Source organism: Streptacidiphilus monticola (assembly GCF_042658505.1).
In the GTDB taxonomy this organism is placed as follows: domain Bacteria; phylum Actinomycetota; class Actinomycetes; order Streptomycetales; family Streptomycetaceae; genus Streptacidiphilus; species Streptacidiphilus monticola.
On sequence record NZ_JBHSQJ010000095.1, the window covers coordinates 1 to 16,972 of the forward strand.

13 protein-coding genes are annotated in these 16,972 nt (G+C 71.6%); 6 read left to right on the forward strand and 7 right to left on the reverse strand.

The window, feature by feature from the left end; genetic code table 11:
• Positions 1-108: 108 nt before the first annotated feature.
• From ACFP3V_RS21960 to ACFP3V_RS21975, 4 genes are all read right to left on the reverse strand, one after another.
• Entirely contained in the window at positions 109-2,481 is a 2,373-nt protein-coding gene (locus ACFP3V_RS21960) for a right-handed parallel beta-helix repeat-containing protein (protein WP_380586039.1), read from the reverse strand.
• A 195-nt stretch (positions 2,482-2,676) separates the two neighbouring features.
• The gene (locus ACFP3V_RS21965; protein WP_380586041.1) at positions 2,677-3,528 is read right to left on the reverse strand and encodes an MOSC domain-containing protein; all 852 of its coding nucleotides are present in this window, start codon (positions 3,526-3,528) and stop codon (positions 2,677-2,679) included.
• A gap of 98 nt (positions 3,529-3,626) precedes the next feature.
• Positions 3,627-4,178: a DUF6643 family protein gene (locus ACFP3V_RS21970; protein ID WP_380586043.1), complete on the reverse strand. Its 552-nt coding sequence runs from the start codon at positions 4,176-4,178 to the stop codon at positions 3,627-3,629.
• Positions 4,179-4,498: 320 nt separating this feature from the next.
• Entirely contained in the window at positions 4,499-5,374 is an 876-nt protein-coding gene (locus ACFP3V_RS21975) for a PAC2 family protein (RefSeq protein WP_380586045.1), read from the reverse strand.
• Between the two features lie 228 nt (positions 5,375-5,602).
• Between ACFP3V_RS21975 and metH the strand changes: the two genes are divergently transcribed.
• The 3 genes from metH to ACFP3V_RS21990 all read left to right on the forward strand — a co-directional run bounded on the left by metH (position 5,603) and on the right by ACFP3V_RS21990 (position 11,638).
• Positions 5,603-9,106, forward strand: coding sequence for a methionine synthase (gene metH / locus ACFP3V_RS21980; protein WP_380586047.1), 3,504 nt, complete (start codon positions 5,603-5,605; stop codon positions 9,104-9,106).
• Complete coding sequence (locus ACFP3V_RS21985; RefSeq protein WP_380586049.1) at positions 9,096-9,794, forward strand: HAD family hydrolase; 699 nt, start codon at positions 9,096-9,098, stop codon at positions 9,792-9,794. The genes metH and ACFP3V_RS21985 overlap by 11 nt, the downstream gene beginning before the upstream one ends.
• 227 nt (positions 9,795-10,021) lie before the next feature.
• Positions 10,022-11,638: an ABC transporter substrate-binding protein gene (locus ACFP3V_RS21990; RefSeq protein WP_380586051.1), complete on the forward strand. Its 1,617-nt coding sequence runs from the start codon at positions 10,022-10,024 to the stop codon at positions 11,636-11,638.
• Positions 11,639-11,761: 123 nt separating this feature from the next.
• On the opposite strand, the gene ACFP3V_RS21995 is transcribed toward ACFP3V_RS21990, so the two are convergent.
• Together ACFP3V_RS21995 and ACFP3V_RS22000 are read right to left on the reverse strand one after the other, a co-directional pair.
• Positions 11,762-12,433, reverse strand: a complete 672-nt coding sequence (locus ACFP3V_RS21995; RefSeq protein ID WP_380586053.1) for a response regulator — start codon at positions 12,431-12,433, stop codon at positions 11,762-11,764.
• Between the two features lie 30 nt (positions 12,434-12,463).
• Positions 12,464-13,309, reverse strand: a complete 846-nt coding sequence (locus ACFP3V_RS22000) for a RecB family exonuclease (RefSeq protein ID WP_380586055.1) — start codon at positions 13,307-13,309, stop codon at positions 12,464-12,466.
• 166 nt (positions 13,310-13,475) lie between these two features.
• On the opposite strand from ACFP3V_RS22000, the gene ACFP3V_RS22005 reads away from it, so the two are divergent.
• From ACFP3V_RS22005 to ACFP3V_RS22015, 3 genes are all read left to right on the forward strand, one after another.
• Entirely contained in the window at positions 13,476-14,684 is a 1,209-nt protein-coding gene (locus ACFP3V_RS22005; RefSeq protein ID WP_380586056.1) for a site-2 protease family protein, read from the forward strand.
• A 10-nt stretch (positions 14,685-14,694) separates the two neighbouring features.
• Positions 14,695-15,621 carry a tRNA (adenine-N1)-methyltransferase gene (locus ACFP3V_RS22010; protein ID WP_380586058.1) on the forward strand — a complete coding sequence of 309 codons (927 nt, stop codon included), beginning with the start codon at positions 14,695-14,697 and terminating at the stop codon, positions 15,619-15,621.
• Positions 15,622-15,911: 290 nt separating this feature from the next.
• Positions 15,912-16,427 carry a hypothetical protein gene (locus ACFP3V_RS22015; protein WP_380586060.1) on the forward strand — a complete coding sequence of 172 codons (516 nt, stop codon included), beginning with the start codon at positions 15,912-15,914 and terminating at the stop codon, positions 16,425-16,427.
• 112 nt (positions 16,428-16,539) lie between these two features.
• Here ACFP3V_RS22015 and ACFP3V_RS22020 read toward each other — a convergent pair whose 3' ends face one another.
• Positions 16,540-16,839, reverse strand: coding sequence for a ferredoxin (locus ACFP3V_RS22020; protein ID WP_380586062.1), 300 nt, complete (start codon positions 16,837-16,839; stop codon positions 16,540-16,542).
• Positions 16,840-16,972 lie beyond the last annotated feature (133 nt).

The window sequence follows — 16,972 nt, forward strand, 5'->3', positions numbered from 1 at the left end:
CTGCGCCCTGGCCCGCCCACCGGGCCTTCGGCCGGGCTGTGCCCTGGGCCTTCGGCCGGGCTGCGCCCTGGGCGGCGAAAGAGCAGCGCGGCAGTGGCGGGCGGGGGGCTAGCGCAGGTCCTCCGGGAGGAGGATCTGTAGTTCCTCCGTTGTGGGGTTGGGGAGTTGGGCCACGCGGACCGCGTGGCGCTCCACCATGCCCTCGAAGACCAGCCGGGCCGTGCGGCCGTTGCCGAAGGTGGGGCCCTTGGGCAGCGCCGCGAAGTGCTCGCGCAGCCGCGACTCCGTCGCGTCCGCGAGGGCGTACTCGTGCTCGACGGCCTGGCTGCGGGTGATCTCCAGGAGTTCGTCCGCCGAGTAGTCCGGGAAGGTGATGGTGCGTGAGAACCGCGACGCCACACCGGGGTTGGCGGACAGGAAGCGCTCCATCTCGGCCGTGTACCCGGCCACGATGACCACGACCTCGTCGCGGTGGTCCTCCATCAGCTTCACCAGGGTGTCGATCGCCTCCCGGCCGAAGTCGCGGCCGCTGTCCTCCGGGGCCAGGGCGTACGCCTCGTCGATGAACAGGACCCCGCCCCGGGCCCGGTCGAAGCACTCAGCGGTCCGCTGGGCGGTGGCGCCGATGTGCTCGCCGACCAGGTCCATGCGCGAGACCTCGACCAGGTGCCCGCGCTGGAGCACTCCGAGCGAGCCCAGGATCTCCCCGTACAGGCGGGCCACCGTCGTCTTGCCGGTGCCGGGGGAGCCGGTGAAGACGAGGTGCCGGCGCAGCGAGGGGGCCTTCAACCCGGCCTGCTGGCGGCGGCGTCCGACCGAGATGAGGTCGATCAGGGTGCGGACCTCCTGCTTCACCGTCGCCAGCCCGACGAGCGCGTCCAGGTCCGCGAGCGCCTCGTCGGCCGGGCGCACCTCGGGCAGCGGGGCGATGGGGGCGGCCTCGGCGCGCGGCGCGGGCACGTACGCGGCGGCGGCCGCGTGCTCCCGCACCGAGACGGCCGGTTGCGGCGCGGGCCTGGCGTCGTCGGAGACGCAGTCCTCGGTCACCGGGCCCGGTTCGGAGAACTCGAAGCCGCTGCGGGCGTTCTGCTCGGCACGGCAGCGGACCAGATGGGTGGGGCAGCCGTCGATGACGTGGAAACCGTAGCCTTTGCCGTGGCTCGCGGTGCAGCCGGTGAAGGTGCCGCGGCCGCCCGCGGACACGTAGACGGCGGCCTCCAGGCTGCCCCGCACCAGGCAGTCCTCCAGGCGGGGGTCGGCGCCCTTGGTGACGATGACGCCGGTGCCGGTGTCCGCGACCTCGCAGGCCGTCAACTCGCCCGCGGTGCCGTGGTCGCGGAACCACATGCCGGTCCCGGCATCCTGGACGCGCAGCCGGTCCAGGCGCACGGACGCGCCCGCGCTGACCGAGACCGCCGTCGCCCGCACCTGCGTCAGCGAGCAGTTGACGGCGGTGGCGGCGGAGCCCCGGTCCAGGACGTAGAGCGCGTCCGGGACGTCGCGGACGTCGCAGTCGGTGAGCGTCGCGGTGGCCCCACTGATCACCCAGACCGCGGGGTAGTCGCCGGTGCTGTCGCGGATGTCGCAGCCCACGGCTTCGACGTGGGTGCCCGGATCCCAGACGGACAGTCCGTTGCGGCCGAAGGAGCGGAGTGTCGTCTGGCGCAGCGTCAGGCTCGCCCGGCCGCGCAGGTCGGCGGCGTTCTCGGGGATCTCGTGCAGCCGGCTGCCGGTGAGGGTGAGCGAGGCCTCGGTGTCCAGCACCAGCCCGTTGTCGGTGACCCGGTGCACCGCGCAGCCGGACAGCAGGCCCTCGGCGCGGTCGTCGGCCTGCACACCGTTGCCGTTGATGTCGTGGAACTCGCAGTCCACGGCGGACAGTTGGCTGCCCGGTCCGGTCAGCACCAGCCCGGCGCCGGTGACCTGACGCACCTTCGTCCGCTCGAGCAGGAGCGAGGCCGCGCCGCGGACGACGATGCCCGACTGCGCGGCGGCGAACACCTCGCAGTCCTCGACCAGGGCGCGCGCCTCGTCGGAGACGCGGAGTCCGAGCCCGCCGGAGTTCTCCACGGTGACCCGCCGGATGCGGGGTTCGGCGTCGGGGCCGCGGACCTCGATGCCGACGGAGGAGCGCGTCTGCACCCGGCAGTCCGTCAACTCCGGTGCGCCGCCGTCGATCAGGACGGCCGGCGCGGAAGAGTCCTGGCCCTCCAGGTGCAGTCCCTGCACGCTGGCCGAGGCCAGCAGGACGAGGGCGCTGCCGGTGGGCGGCTCGACCCGGACGCTGCCGGGGCCGTCGGCGGACCGGAGCGTCACGGGCTTGTCCACCAGGACGGTCTCCCGGAAGACCCCGGCTCCTATGGTCACCGTGTCCCCGGCCTCCGCGGCGGCGAGGGCCTCGCCGAGTGTGGGGTACTCGCCCGAACGCCGCCGCCAGCGGGAGGCCCCGTCCAGCGTCACCCGAACCACGCCTGGGCTCATGAGCATCCTTTCCGTTCCGGCCCCTAAGTTACTCGGCGCGGGGCGTTCCCCGCGGACAGCAACCCGTCAGGGGCGCGAGGAACTGCGTGAGCGACACACCACCGAGGGAGGTTCGTCCCGCACGTGGCGCCGGACCTCCACGGGGGGTGTGCTGCTCGCGCAGTTCCCCGCGCCCCTGGGGTGGCTGCAAGCGGCTCAGACGTGGTCAGGTTCCGGCAGTGGGGCGGCTTCCAGAACCTCCACCTCGTCGCCGACCGCGAGGGGGCGATCGAAGGGTCCGAGGGGCGTGACGTTCATGCCGAAGGCGAGGTCCTTGCCGAAGCGGCGGTGGCGTCCCAACGCGCGCAGGGGTTCGGGTCCGCGGCGCTCGCTCGTCTCGGGGTCCAGCGTGGTGACCACGCACCGCCCGCACTGCTTGACCCCGAGGAACTCCACCGCGCCCACGCGGAAGCGGACCCACGCGGTCTCCTCCCACGGCTCCGCGTCGGCGATCACCAGGTTGGGCCGGAACCGCCCGAGCGGGACGGGCGCTCCCTTGACCGGGTCGCCCGGGTGGTCGGCCGCGATCAAGTCGTTGAGTGCGGCCAGCGAACCGGTGCTCACCAGCAGCAGCGGATATCCGTCGGCCAGGCTGGTGGTGTACGGGCGGGGCCGCTCCTCCGGGACGGGCTGGTGCACCAGGCGCACCTCGCGCCCCAGCAGTTCGGAGAACCACGCGTTGGTCTCCGCGTCCGCGGCGGACACCCGGAACCGCGGCTGGCTGGTGAACACCTGGACCTCGGTGTCGAGTTGGCCCTCCGGGCGGGCGATCCGGCGGATCTCCTTGCCCTCCGGGGCGGTGACCGTCAGCGAGCCGTCCGGTTCCGGGACGGCGGCGAACTGGCCGAGCAGCGGCTCGTCGCGCTGGGTCAGGCCCACGCCCTCCCCGGTGACCAGCATCCAGCGCCGGTCGTCGGCCAGCCCCCAGGGCTCGACCCGCGCGGTGCTCGGCAGCAGCGGGCGGAAGGACTTGACCGGGTGGACGCGGAGTTCTGCGAGGTAGGGCATGCGCACATGGTGCCAGGCCCCGGGGTACAGCGGGGGCCGACCGGAATGTTCTCCGGCCGGCCCCTGACCTCGGGCTCCTGACGGTGGCTCAGTCGGGCTCAGTAGCCGCCCTGGTAGCCCTGGTTGTACCCGCCGGACTGATAGCCGCCCTGGTAGCCGGGCTGCTGCGGCTGGTTGTAGGCCGGACGCTGCGGGGCGACCGGCGCGACCGGGGTCACCGGGCGCTGCGGCATCTGCACGCCGCCCGGCGGGGTGCCGTAGCCGTTGGCCTGCGGGGCCTGCGGGTAGCGGGGCTGGGCGGGACCGGGCTGCTGCGGGATGTACGGCTGGGGAGCGCCGTAGTGGACCGGGGTGGCCGTCTGCGCGGGGGTCGGCTGCGGGGAGGCGTAGCCGGGACTGCTCGGACCCGGGCCCAGCGCGAGGCGCGGGGCGGGCAGGGCCGGGAGGTTGCTGCCGTACGACGAGGTCGGGTAGCTGCTCCCGAAGGAGGAGGAGCCGTAGGAGTCGTACGCCGGGGGGAGGGCCGCGGGCACGTTGATGGGGGCGATCTGCGGGACTCCGCGCTCTGCGACGAGGCTGTCGTAGATCGGGGTGTCCGAGGCGAAGGACGGAGCGTAGTAACCGACTCCGTCGTAGGAGCGGGAGGTCATGACGCATACCGTAAGCCCACAATGTGCCTGCTGAGGAGAGTGCGAGGGCTGCGAGTTACGGGGGTTACCGAGGAGTTTGCGATTGCTTGGCGGACAGAAGTGTGAAAATCGGTCAGTTCGACCTTCCGTCAAGGGAGTCCGGGCTTCATCCTTCATGAAGGATTAACCGAACGACCGTGTCGGCCCGACAGGTGCGAACGAATCCGGCCACTCGGTCGGCCCCGTTCCGGTTCACCCGATCGCAGGGCGCGCGTCCGCACATGCGAGCGGGGGCGGAGCCGGGCTCACCCCGGCTCCGCCCCCGCTCGTGGGCTTCCGGCTCACTCGCCGGGCTTGTCCCCACCCTTGGGCGGCTGGTTGTCCCGCCGCCGCAGATAGCGTTCGAACTCGCGGGCGATCGCCTCGCCGGAGGCCTCCGGCAGCTCCGCGGTGTCCTTCGCCTCCTCCAACTGCTGGACGTACTCGGCCACTTCGCTGTCCTCTGCGGCCAGCTGGTCCACCCCGAGCTGCCAGGCCCTGGCGTCCTCCGGCAGTTCGCCCTGCGGGATCCGGACGTCCAGCAGGTCCTCCAGCTTGTTCAGCAGCGCGAGCGTCGCCTTCGGGTTCGGCGGCTGGGCCACGTAGTGCGGCACCGCGGCCCAGAAGGTGACCGCCGGGACGCCCGCGTGCGCGCAGGCCTCCTGCAGTACGCCGACGATGCCGGTCGGGCCCTCGTAGCGGCTCTCCTCCAGGTCCAGCGTCCGTGCCACGTCGGAGTCGGAGGTGACGCCGCTGACCGGGACCGGACGGGTGTGCGGGGTGTCGCCGAGCAGCGCGCCCAGGATCACCACCATCTCCACGCCCAGCTCGTGCGCGAAGCCCAGCAGCTCCTGGCAGAAGGAGCGCCAGCGCATGCTCGGCTCGATGCCGCGCACCAGCACCAGGTCCCGCGTCTTCGGCTCGGTCACCCGGACCACCGACAGCCGCGTGGTCGGCCAGGTGATCCGCCGCACCGCCCCGTCCATCCAGATCGTGGGACGGTTCACCTGGAAGTCGTAGTAGTCCTCGGCGTCCAGCGCCGCGAAGACCTTCCCTCCCCACAGCTCGTCGAGATGTGCGACTGCGGCGGACGCTGCGTCGCCCGCGTCGTTCCAGCCCTCGAACGCGGCCACCATGACCGGGTCGATGAGCTCGGGCATGTCCTCGAGCTCGATCACCCAGGGCCTCCCTCCACTTGCCGGACAGTGCACCTCCGTGGAGGAGCTCGTTCCACGGACTGTAAGTGCCCAGCGTACGGCGAACCATGCGCCCAGCTCCGACGCGCGCCGTCCCAGCTGGCGGAACTCCGATGAGACGGGCGAGGGCCCTGGCATAGGCTGGCTCCGTGCGCCCGGCGTCATGGCGGGGCGCAAAGTCGACAGCCGTCGCACACAGGGAGCAGCAGCATGGCCACACGTGTCCCCTCCGAGCAGCAGTCCGCACAGCAGGCGCGGGCCGACGCCCTCCGCGAGGCGCTCGCCACCCGCGTGGTGGTCGCCGACGGAGCCATGGGCACCATGCTGCAGGCGCAGAACCCGACCCTGGAGGACTTCCAGGGCCTGGAGGGCTGCAACGAGGTCCTCAACGTCTCCCGCCCCGACATCGTCCGCAGCGTGCACGACGCCTACTTCGCCGTCGGCGTGGACTGCGTGGAGACCAACACCTTCGGCGCCAACGCCGCCGCGTTCGCCGAGTACGACATCGCGGACCGGATCTTCGAGCTGTCCGAGGCGGGCGCGCGGCTGGCCCGCGAGGTGGCCGACGAGTACACCGCCCGTGACGGTCGGACCCGTTGGGTGCTCGGCTCGATCGGCCCCGGCACCAAGCTGCCCACGCTCGGGCACATCGACTTCGCCACCGTCCGCGAGGGCTTCCGGCAGAACGCGCTGGGCCTGGTCGCGGGCGGCGCGGACGCGCTGATCATCGAGACCTGTCAGGACCTGCTCCAGGTCAAGGCGGCCGCCCTCGGGGTCAAGGAGGCGCTGGCCGAGTCCGGGCTGAGCCTGCCGATCGTGGCCTCGGTGATGATGGAGACCACCGGGACCATGCTGCTCGGCTCCGAGATCGGCGCGGCGCTGACCGCGCTGGAGCCGCTGGGCATCGACCTGATCGGGCTCAACTGCGCCACCGGTCCCGAGCAGATGAGCGAGCATCTGCGGTACCTGTCCAAGAACGCGCGGATCGGCCTGTCCTGCATGCCCAACGCGGGCCTGCCGGTGCTCACCGCCGAGGGCGCGCACTACCCGCTGCAGCCGGCCGAGCTGGCCGAGGCGCAGGCGGTGTTCGTTCAGGAGTACGGGCTGTCCCTGGTCGGCGGCTGCTGCGGTTCGACGCCGGAGCACCTGCGGGTGCTGGTCGAGCGGGTCCAGGGGCTGCCGGTGACGAAGCGTCAGCCGAGGCCCGAGGCCTCGGCCTCGTCGTTGTACCAGTCGGTGCCCTTCCGGCAGGACACCTCCTACCTGGCGATCGGTGAGCGCACCAACGCCAACGGGTCGAAGAAGTTCCGCGAGTCGATGCTGGCGGGGGACTGGCAGGCCTGCGTCGAGATCGCCCGCGAGCAGATCCGCGAGGGCGCCCACCTGCTGGACCTGTGCGTGGACTACGTCGGCCGGGACGGCACCGCCGACATGCGCGAGCTGGCCGGGAGGCTGGCCACCGCCTCCACGCTGCCGATCGTGCTCGACTCCACCGAGCCGGAGGTGCTCCGGGCCGGCCTGGAGATGCTGGGCGGCCGGGCGGTGCTGAACTCGGTCAACTTCGAGGACGGCGAGGCCGAGGGCTCCCGCTTCGACCGGATCGCCTCCCTGGCGCGCGAGCACGGCGCCGCCGTCATCGCGCTGACCATCGACGAGGAGGGGCAGGCCCGCACCGCGGAGAAGAAGGTCGCGGTGGCCGAGCGGCTGATCCGCACCCTGGACGAGCGCTACGGCATCCCCGAGTCCTCGGTGATCGTCGACTGCCTGACCTTCACCCTGGGCACCGGGCAGGAGGAGTCCCGCCGCGACGGCATGGAGACGATCGAGGCGATCCGGGAACTGAAGCGCCGTCACCCCGACGTGCAGACGACCCTGGGCCTGTCGAACATCTCCTTCGGCCTGTCGCCCGCGGCCCGCATGGTGCTCAACTCGGTCTTCCTCCACGAGTGCGTCGAGGCGGGCCTGGACTCCGCGATCGTGCACGCGGCCAAGATCCTGCCGATCGCGCGGATCCCCGAGGAGCAGCGCGAGACCGCGCTGGACCTGGTCTACGACCGCCGCCGCGAGGGCTACGACCCGCTGCAGCGGCTGCTGGAGCTGTTCGAGGGCGTCTCCGCCGCCTCGGTGCGCGCGGGCAAGGCCGAGGAGCTGGCGGCGCTGCCGCTCGAGGAGCGGCTGCAGGCGCGCATCGTGGACGGCGAGCGCAACGGCCTGGAGGCCGACCTGGACGAGGCGCTGACGGTCCGTCCGGCGCTGGAGATCGTCAACGAGGTGCTGCTGGAGGGCATGAAGACGGTCGGCGAGCTGTTCGGCTCCGGCCAGATGCAGCTGCCCTTCGTACTCCAGTCCGCCGAGGTGATGAAGGCGGCGGTGGCGTACCTGGAGCCGCACATGGAGAAGTCCGACGCCGAGGGCAAGGGCACGATCGTGCTGGCCACGGTCAAGGGCGACGTCCACGACATCGGCAAGAACCTGGTCGACATCATCCTGTCCAACAACGGCTACAACGTCGTCAACCTCGGTATCAAGCAGCCGGTTTCGGCCATCGTCGAGGCGGCGCAGGAGCACCGGGCGGACGTCATCGGGATGTCCGGGCTGCTGGTCAAGTCTACGGTGATCATGAAGGAGAACCTGGAGGAGCTGAACCAGCGCGGGCTGGCCGCCGACTTCCCGGTGATCCTCGGCGGCGCGGCGCTGACCCGCGCCTACGTCGAGCAGGACCTGCACGAGATCTACCAGGGCGAGGTGCGCTACGCCCGCGACGCCTTCGAGGGCCTGCGGCTGATGGACGCCCTGGTCGCGGTCAAGCGCGGGGTGCCCGGCGCGGTGCTGCCGGAGCTCAAGCAGCGGCGGCACGCGCGGGTCGAGGTGGCGGAGCCGGAGGAGACGACCACCCGCTCGGACGTGGCGGCGGACAACCCGGTGCCGGTGCCGCCGTTCTGGGGCGACCGGATCGTCAAGGGCCTCTCCTTCAACGACTACGCCTCCTGGCTGGACGAGGACGCCCTGTTCAAGGGGCAGTGGGGGCTGAAGGCCGCGCGCAGCGGCGGCCCCTCCTACGAGGAGCTGGTGGAGAAGGAGGGCCGGCCGCGGCTGCGGATGTGGCTGGACCGGCTGCAGACCGAGGGCTGGCTGGAGCCCGCCGTCGTCTACGGCTACTTCCCGGCGGTGTCGAAGGAGAACGACCTGCTGGTGCTCGGCGAGGACGGCTCGGAGCGCACCCGCTTCACCTTCCCGCGTCAGCGGCGCGGGCGGCGGCTGTGCCTGGCGGACTTCTTCCGTCCCGAGGACTCGGGGGAGAAGGACGTCGTCGCCTTCCAGGTGGTCACCATGGGCGGCCGCATCTCCGAGGCGGCCAACGAGCTGTTCGCCGCCAACTCCTACCGCGACTACGTCGAACTGCACGGCCTGTCGGTGCAGTTGGCGGAGGCGCTGGCGGAGTACTGGCACGCCCGGGTCCGCGCCGAGCTCGGCTTCTCCGGCGAGGATCCGCAGGAGATGAAGGACATGTTCGCGCTGAAGTACCGCGGCGCGCGCTTCTCCCTGGGCTACGGCGCGTGCCCCGACCTGGAGGACCGTGCGAAGATCGCGGAGCTGCTGCGCCCCGAGCGGATCGGCGTCGTCCTGTCCGAGGAGTTCCAGCTGCACCCGGAGCAGTCCACGGACGCCATCGTGATCCACCACCCCGAGGCCAAGTACTTCAATGCACGGTGATACCGAGCCCACCCGGCCGTCCCGACTGGAAGCCGTCCTGCTCGACATGGACGGCACCCTGGTCGACACCGAGGACTTCTGGTGGGAGGCCGAGACCTCGCTGCTGGCGGACCTCGGCCACACCGTCCACCCGCGCGAGCGCAAGATCGTGGTGGGCGGGCCGATGTCGCGGGTGGTGGACCACCTGCTGGCGGTGACCGGGGCGGACATCGACCCGCTGGAGTTCGGGCCGATGATCAACGACCGGTTCGTCGAACTGCTGGGCCGGGGCGTGCCGCTGCGGCCCGGCGCGCTGGAACTGCTGGACGCCCTCGCCGCCGAGGGCGTCCCGCTGGCCCTGGTGTCCGCCTCGCACCGGCGGATCATCGACCAGGTGCTGCTGACCCTGGGCCCGGACCGGTTCACCACCACCGTGGCCGGCGACGAGGTGGAGCGGACCAAGCCGTGGCCGGATCCCTACCTGCTCGCGGCCGAGCGGCTGGGTGCGGACCCGGCGCGGTGCGTCGTGGTGGAGGACGCCCCGACGGGTGTCCGGGCGGGGGAAGCGGCCGGCTGTCCGGTCCTCGTGGTGCCCTCGGTGGCCGTGATCGAGCCGGCTCCGGGACGCACGGTGCGGTCCTCGCTCAAGGAGGTCGACGTGGCTCTGCTGCGCCGTCTGGCGGGCGAGGTTGACGGGGCGTCAAGGTAACTACCTGCTAACGCCAAATCGGACATGTCGTATTACAGCATGTCAATTTACTGCGCTGAAACGTGCCTGGGGCCCACCCTCGGTAAGGGGCGACTGCGCGTTCGTGCCAACGTGTGGCAGGCTACGCAAACGTTCGACCTTGTGCGGGTTGCCTGGCACCACTAACAAGGGTGTCTGGGGCGCACTGCCCGGCTGCCACAGCGCCGGCCAGAATGAAGAAGGAAGTCATGTCAACAGTCAAGCGACTGGCGGTGGTCGGCGCTGTCGGCCTGATCGCGACCACCTCGGCGTGCGGTTCCTCCGGCTCGGGAGCTGCGCCGAACGCCGCCTCCGGCGCCAAGATCACCATCGGCTCGGCGACGGCCTACAGCACCCTCGACCCCGCGGTCGCGTACGACGCCGGTTCCTGGGCTGTGTACTACAACATCTACCAGTCCCTGCTGAGCTACGCGCCGGGCGCCAACCAGCCCTCCCCGGACGCGGCCAAGACCTGCGGGTTCTCCGACCCCGTCACGTACAAGTGCGAGCTCCGCCCGGGACTGAAGTTCACCAACGGCGACCCGCTGGACGCCGCTGCCGTGAAGTTCTCGATCGACCGCGTGCTGAAGATCAAGAACGACTCCCAGGTGTGGACCCTGCTGTCCACCATCAAGTCGGTGGACACCCCCAACAGCTCCACGGTGGTGTTCAACCTGAACACCCCCGACGCGACGCTGCCGGACCGGCTCGCCGCCGGTGTCGCCTCGATCGTCGACCCGAAGCTGGCCAGCCCCACCAAGGGCGTGACCGACCCGACGGACACCTCGATCGGCGTCGGCTCGGGCGTCTACAAGATCGACAAGGTCGACTTCAAGGACGGTCAGCCCAGCGTCCTGCACCTGTCGGTCAACCCCGCCTACCAGGGCGCGGCCCTCGACAACGGCGGCAAGCTGCAGAACTCCGGCGTCACGGTCAACTTCTACGACAACGTCAAGGAGACCAAGGCGGCGCTCGACAGCGGCGCGGTCGACGCGGTCGCGACCGACATCGCGCCGACGGACATCGTCAAGCTGCAGAACGACCAGCAGCTCGGCAAGGGCCTCCAGGTCGTCGAGGGTCCCGGCGCCCAGATCCGGCTGATGCCGCTGAACCTCGCCAAGGCGCCGTTCAACAACAAGGCCGTCCGGGTCGCCATCGCCCGCCTGCTCAACCGCGACTCCATCGCCTCCGGCGTCTTCCAGGGCACGGTCACCCCGCTCTACTCGATGATCCCCTCGGGCATCACCGACCAGAACGCGGCCTACCTCAACCTCTACCCGCCGGCGTCGGCCGCCACGGTCAAGCGCAGCCTGCAGAAGGCGGGCGTCCACCTGCCGGTCTCGTTCACGCTCGACTACACCCTGAACTCGACCGCCGGTGACGCCGAAGCGAAGATGATCAAGGCGCAGCTGGAGAGCACCGGCCTGTTCCAGGTCACCCTGCGCACCCACGCGACCTACACGGCCATGAAGAACGAGGTGCTCAAGAAGGGCGACTTCGACGCCTACACGGTCAGCTGGCTGCCCGACTACCCGGACCCGGACGACTTCGTCTCCCCCTTCGTCGGCGCGCCGAGCTCGATGTACATCAACTACCAGCCGGCCGCGATCGTCGGCAAGATCGCCGCGACGCTGAAGGAGACGGACCGCCTGGCCGCCGCCAAGGACTACGCGGACATCCAGAACGCCTTCGCGAACGACGCCGCGTACATCCCGATCTGGCAGAACAAGGCGTACGCCGTGACCCAGGCCGACATCACCGGAGCGGGGCTCACCCTGGACACCTCCGCGGTCATCCGCTGGTGGCTGTTCGGCAAGTCCTCCTGATCCGAGGGATCCGAGGGTCCGAGCGGATCTGACGGGCCGTCAGCCGACGGCCCGGCCCGGACGAAGGGGCGCCGGGGAGTGCGAACTCCCCGGCGCCCCTCGGCGTTCCGCGCCGCGTGCGGGTCAGCTGCCGCCCGGCCGGACGAGGCCGCTCTCGTAGGCGAAGACGGCCGCCTGGACCCGGTCGCGCAGGCCCAGCTTGGTCAGCACGTGGCCGACGTGGGTCTTCACCGTCGTCTCGCTGACGAACAGCTCCGCCGCGACCTCTGCGTTGGACAGGCCCTTGGCGACCAGCTTGAGGACCTCCATCTCACGGTCCGTCAGCGTGGACAGCGAGGGCGGCGGGGCCTCGTCCCCGCTGGGCAGGCGGGTGGCGTACATGTCCAGCAGCCGCCGGGTGACGCTCGGGGCCAGCATCGCCGCGCCGTCCGCGATCACCCGGATCGCCTGGACCAGCTCCTCCGCCGGGACGTCCTTGAGCAGGAAGCCGCTGGCGCCGGCGCGCAGTGCCTCCACCACGTACTCGTCGAGGTCGAAGGTGGTGAGCACGAGGACCTTCGCCGGGCCGTCGCGGCCGGGGCCGGCGATCCGCCGGGTGGCCTCGACGCCGTCCATCCGGGGCATCCGGATGTCCATCAGCACCACGTCCGGCTGCAGCGCCCGCACCTGCTCCAGCGCCTGCTGCCCGTCCCCCGCCTCGCCGACCACCGCGATGTCGGACTCGGCCTCCAGGATCATCCGGAACCCGGTCCGCAACAGCGGCTGGTCGTCGACCAGCAGCACTCGGATCGCCACACTCGCTCCACTCGCCTGCGCTCTGCGCACTTACCTGCTGACAGGCAAAGGGTACGCGGGCGGGGTGCCGCCGAAGGCGGGGCACAGCGACTTGTGCGCGCACCAGTCGCACAGCCGGTTCGGCGCGGGCGGGAACTCTCCGGACTCCAGCGCCCGCTGGATGGCCCGCCACAGCGCCTCCAGCTTGCGCTCGACCGCCAGCAGGTCCGCCTCGTCCGGGTCGTAGGCGACCACCTGGCCTCCGCCGCCCAGGTAGACCAGCTGGAGCCGGCGCGGCACCACGCCGCGCAGCCGCCACAGCACCAGGGCGTAGAACTTCATCTGGAACATGGCCTTGCCCTCGAAGTCCCGCGAGGGCGCGCGGCCGGTCTTGTAGTCGACCACCCGCACCTCGCCGGTGGGGGCGACGTCCACCCGGTCGACATAGCCGCGCAGTCTGAGCCCGGACTCCAGCTCCGCCTCCACCAGCAGCTCGCGCTCGGCGGGCTGCAGCCGGTTCGGATCCTCCATGCGGAAGTAGGCGTCCAGCAGCTGCTCCGCCTCGCCGAGCCAGCGGGCGAACCCGCCGTCCTCCGCCTCCTGCGCTTCCGGGAAGAGGTCGGCCAGCTCCGGACGCTCCGTCAGCAGCCGCTCCCACTGCGGCCGGAGCAGCGCCCGGGCCGCCTCGGGCGTCCGCTCGCCCTGCGGGTGGTCGAACAGCCGCTCCAGCACGGCGTGCACCAGGGTGCCCCGGGTGGCCGCGGGGCTCGGCGGCTCGGGGATCCGGTCGATCGCACGGAAGCGGTAGAGCAGCGGGCAGGTCATGAAGTCCCCGGCGCGCGAGGGCGACAGCGACACGGGCACGGGGGTCAAGGGGGCGGCGGGGGCTTCCTGCATGCCCCGACCCTACTCGGCGGCACCGACAGGACACCGGGAGTCCACAGCTTCTCCGGGGTACCCACGAGATCTCCCGGGTACCTACAGGTCACCGGCACCGCCGTGCGCCCCCGGCGGTACTGATCGCGTAGCGTGAGGCGCGGAGCAGCGACGGAGGGGCACCCAGGTGAGCGAGAGTCAGGGCAAGGGCCGCGACGAGCGGCCCACCGGCGGGCTGCTGATGGGCCGGCCGTTCGGCGTACCCGTCTACGTCGCCCCGTCCTGGTTCCTGGTCGCGGCCCTGATCACCTGGCTGTTCGGCGGGCAGATCGACCGGATCCTGCCCGGCCTTGGCGGCGCCCGCTACCTGGTCTCGCTCTTCTTCGCGGTCGCCTTCTACGGGTCGGTGCTGGTGCACGAACTCGCCCACACCGTCCTGGCGTTGCGGTTCAGGCTGCCGGTGCTCCGGATCCAGCTGCAGTTCTTCGGCGGCGTGTCGGAGATCCAGAAGGAGAGCGAGTCGGCGGGCCGCGAGTTCTGGCTGGCCTTCGCCGGACCACTGCTCTCCCTCGTCCTCGGCGGCGTCTTCCTCGGCCTCATGCAGCTCGCCCCCGCCCGCAGCGTCGCCGGCGTGCTGCTGGCCGCGCTGATGCTGAGCAACTTCGTCGTCGCCGCCTTCAACCTGCTGCCCGGCCTGCCCCTGGACGGCGGGCGGATGCTGCGCGCGGTCGTCTGGAAACTGACGGGCCGTCCGATGACCGGCACCGTGGCCGCCGCCTGGGCCGGACGCGCCCTTGCGGTGGCCGTGCTGGTGCTCATGCCGCTCTGGTCCGCGCGCAGCAGCGACGGCCAGGACATGGCGTCCATCCTGCTCGACGCGGTCCTCGGCGCGGTCCTCGCCGCGATCATCTGGAACGGCGCCGGCACCAGCCTGCGCCTGGCCCGGCTGCGCGAGCACCTGCCCGAGCTGACCGCCCGCGCCCTGGTCCGCCCGGCCGTCGAGGTCACCACGGACACCCCGCTCGCCGAGGCGCTGCGCCGGCTCGAGGAGATCGACGCCCGCGGCATCGTCGTCACCGACAGCGCGGGCGCGCCGGTCGCTCTGGTCCGGGAGCGCGCCGTGCGGCAGATCCCCGAGCACCGCCGCCCCTGGACCGCGCTGGCCGCGGTCTCCCGGCCGCTGGAACCCGGCAGCGCCATCGCCGCGGACCTCGCCGGCGAGGAGCTGCTGGACGCCCTGCGCGCGGCTCCGGCGGGGGAGTACCTGGTCCGCGAGAGCGACGGCAGCGTCCTCGGCGTCCTCAACGCCTCGGACGTGGAACGGGCCTTCGCCCTGGCGATGACCGGGCGCTCCCCGGTCCCCCCTGTGGTCGGCGGGCTGCCCGCGCGCCCGTAGAATCGCTCCCATGACTGAACCGACCGGCGCCGCCCGCCGTCGCGGGCCCTTCCAGGTCGGGGACCAGGTCCAACTCACCGACCCCAAGGGACGCCACCACACCATCACGCTCGAAGCCGGGAAGTCCTTCCACACCCACAAGGGCGCCTTCTCCCACGACGAGCTGATCGGCCGACCCGAAGGCACGGTCGTGCGCACGACTGGCAACACCCAGTACCTCGCGCTGCGTCCCCTGCTCCCCGACTACGTCCTCTCCATGCCGCGCGGCGCCGCGGTGGTCTACCCCAAGGACGCGGGCCAGATCGTCACGATGGCCGACATCTTCCCCGGCGCGCGCGTCGTCGAGGCCGGCGTCGGCTCGGGCGCGCTGAGCATGTCGCTGCTGCGTGCTGTCGGGGACCACGGCGCGCTGTACTCGTACGAGCGTCGCGAGGACTTCGCCGAGATCGCCAAGGCCAATGTCGAGCGCTTCTTCGGCGGACCGCACCCCGCCTGGAAGCTGACGGTCGGTGACCTCCAGGACAACCTCGCCGAGACCGAGGTCGACCGGGTCGTGCTGGACATGCTGGCCCCGTGGGAGTGCCTGGACGCGGTGTCCAAGGCCCTGGTGCCCGGCGGCGTGCTGATCTGCTACGTGGCGACGACCACCCAGATGTCCACGACGGTCGAGGCGCTGCGCGAGCACGGCACCTTCACCGAGCCGCAGGCCTGGGAGTCCATGGTGCGCACCTGGCACCTGGAGGGCCTGGCCGTCCGCCCCGACCACCGCATGATCGGGCACACGGGTTTCCTGCTGACGAGCCGTCGGCTCGCGGACGGCGTCGAGCCCCCGCTGCGCCGTCGGCGCCCGGCGAAGGGCGCCTACGGCGAGACCGAGGTTCCCGAGAAGCCCAAGCCCGGCAGGTTCCTGCGGATGGCCGAGGAACAAGAGGACTAGGCATGGACTAGGCACCCTCCAGGGGCGCGAGGCTGTTGCCGATGTTCGGCTCCGCCGCGTGGGCGCGGGCAGCACACCACCCGGGGAGGTCCGGCCCGTTCGATGGGGTCGGACCTCCCCGGGNTGCTCGCGCAGTGTCCTCGCGCCCCTCAGGGTGGTTGCCCGGCGTGACTAGGATGTGCGCCAGAACGTGAGTGGGGAGAGGGGCACACGTGTCTGGTGAGGCGCACGCGCACGCACACAGCAAGCCGTGGCACTGGCTCGTGACCGCCGCCGGCATAGGCGCTGTCGTGGGCGTCGCGACCCTCGTCGCCCCGGCCGGCGCGGGCCCGGTGTCCAACACCGCGCAGCCCCTGCCCTCCCCGTCCTCCACGTCCGGCACCGGGGGGCAGTTGACCGCCCCGAAGCCGAAGGGCAGTGACCTCCCCCTCGAGTGCGGGGGCATCCCGGTCAAGATCGTGCAGTCGTTCTCCGCCGTGCTGCCCGACTCGCGCACCCCGGTCACCGTCGTCGACGCCCACTGCGACTCCGGCACCGGCACCCCGCCCGACGGATTGTTCGTGCTCGTCCCCACGGGGACCCCGGGCAAGGCCCGGATCGGGGCGACACTCATCACCGAGAAGCAGCGGATGACCGTCCGCGCGATGGGGATGCGACCCGACGGCAGCATCCACGCCACCGTCGACACCTACTCGAACGACACCGTCCCCAACTGCTGCCCCGACGTCCACGAGACGCTCACCTGGTCCTACGCCAACGGCAATTGGACCGGCCAGGGCGTGAGCGCCAACCAGGCGTCCGCCTGACGGGGCGTCAAAAGACCCGCCCAGCAGCGGAGCCCCGCCCTGTGACCTTGATCACAGGAGCGGGGCTCCGTGCGCGTTCCGCCCGGTCGTCCGCCCCGGGCGTTCGGCGGCGTCACTCGGCGTTCGGCCCGTGGACCTCGACGCCGTCCCGCACCCGCCGCACGTGGATGCACTCGCCAGGGCAGTCCTTGGCCGAATCCGCCACGTCCTGAAGCAGCGTCAAAGGCACTGGCACGCTTGCCCCGGGCTCCTGCCGCAACTCGTCGTCGTCACCCTTCACGTACGCAAGCCCGTCGATGTCCAGCTCGAACACCTCGGGGGCGTACTGCACGCAAATCCCGTCCCCGGTGCAGAGATCCTGGTCGATCCACACCTCGAGGGGCTCCGCCGCATCCTGCTCCGCCGTGGACATCCGCCCGCCGTTCCTCGTCGTCGTCGCTCTTGTTGATCGATCCTATGCCCAGCCGCTTTCGAGTGGTCATCCGTGGGTACAGCAGTGACAAGGGGACGTGCGCAAGGGTGAAGATCGGACACACCCCTTCCGA

Bases quoted from the DNA above. Each gene is read 5' to 3' on its own strand.
- ACFP3V_RS21960 (WP_380586039.1), bottom strand. From the start codon at position 2,481: ATGAGCCCAGGCGTGGTTCGGGTGACGCTGGACGGGGCCTCCCGCTGG.
- ACFP3V_RS21965 (WP_380586041.1), bottom strand. From the start codon at position 3,528: ATGCCCTACCTCGCAGAACTCCGCGTCCACCCGGTCAAGTCCTTCCGC.
- ACFP3V_RS21970 (WP_380586043.1), bottom strand. From the start codon at position 4,178: ATGACCTCCCGCTCCTACGACGGAGTCGGTTACTACGCTCCGTCCTTC.
- metH (WP_380586047.1), top strand. From the start codon at position 5,603: ATGGCCACACGTGTCCCCTCCGAGCAGCAGTCCGCACAGCAGGCGCGG.
- ACFP3V_RS21985 (WP_380586049.1), top strand. From the start codon at position 9,096: ATGCACGGTGATACCGAGCCCACCCGGCCGTCCCGACTGGAAGCCGTC.
- ACFP3V_RS21990 (WP_380586051.1), top strand. From the start codon at position 10,022: ATGTCAACAGTCAAGCGACTGGCGGTGGTCGGCGCTGTCGGCCTGATC.
- ACFP3V_RS22000 (WP_380586055.1), bottom strand. From the start codon at position 13,309: ATGCAGGAAGCCCCCGCCGCCCCCTTGACCCCCGTGCCCGTGTCGCTG.
- ACFP3V_RS22010 (WP_380586058.1), top strand. From the start codon at position 14,695: ATGACTGAACCGACCGGCGCCGCCCGCCGTCGCGGGCCCTTCCAGGTC.
- ACFP3V_RS22020 (WP_380586062.1), bottom strand. From the start codon at position 16,839: ATGTCCACGGCGGAGCAGGATGCGGCGGAGCCCCTCGAGGTGTGGATC.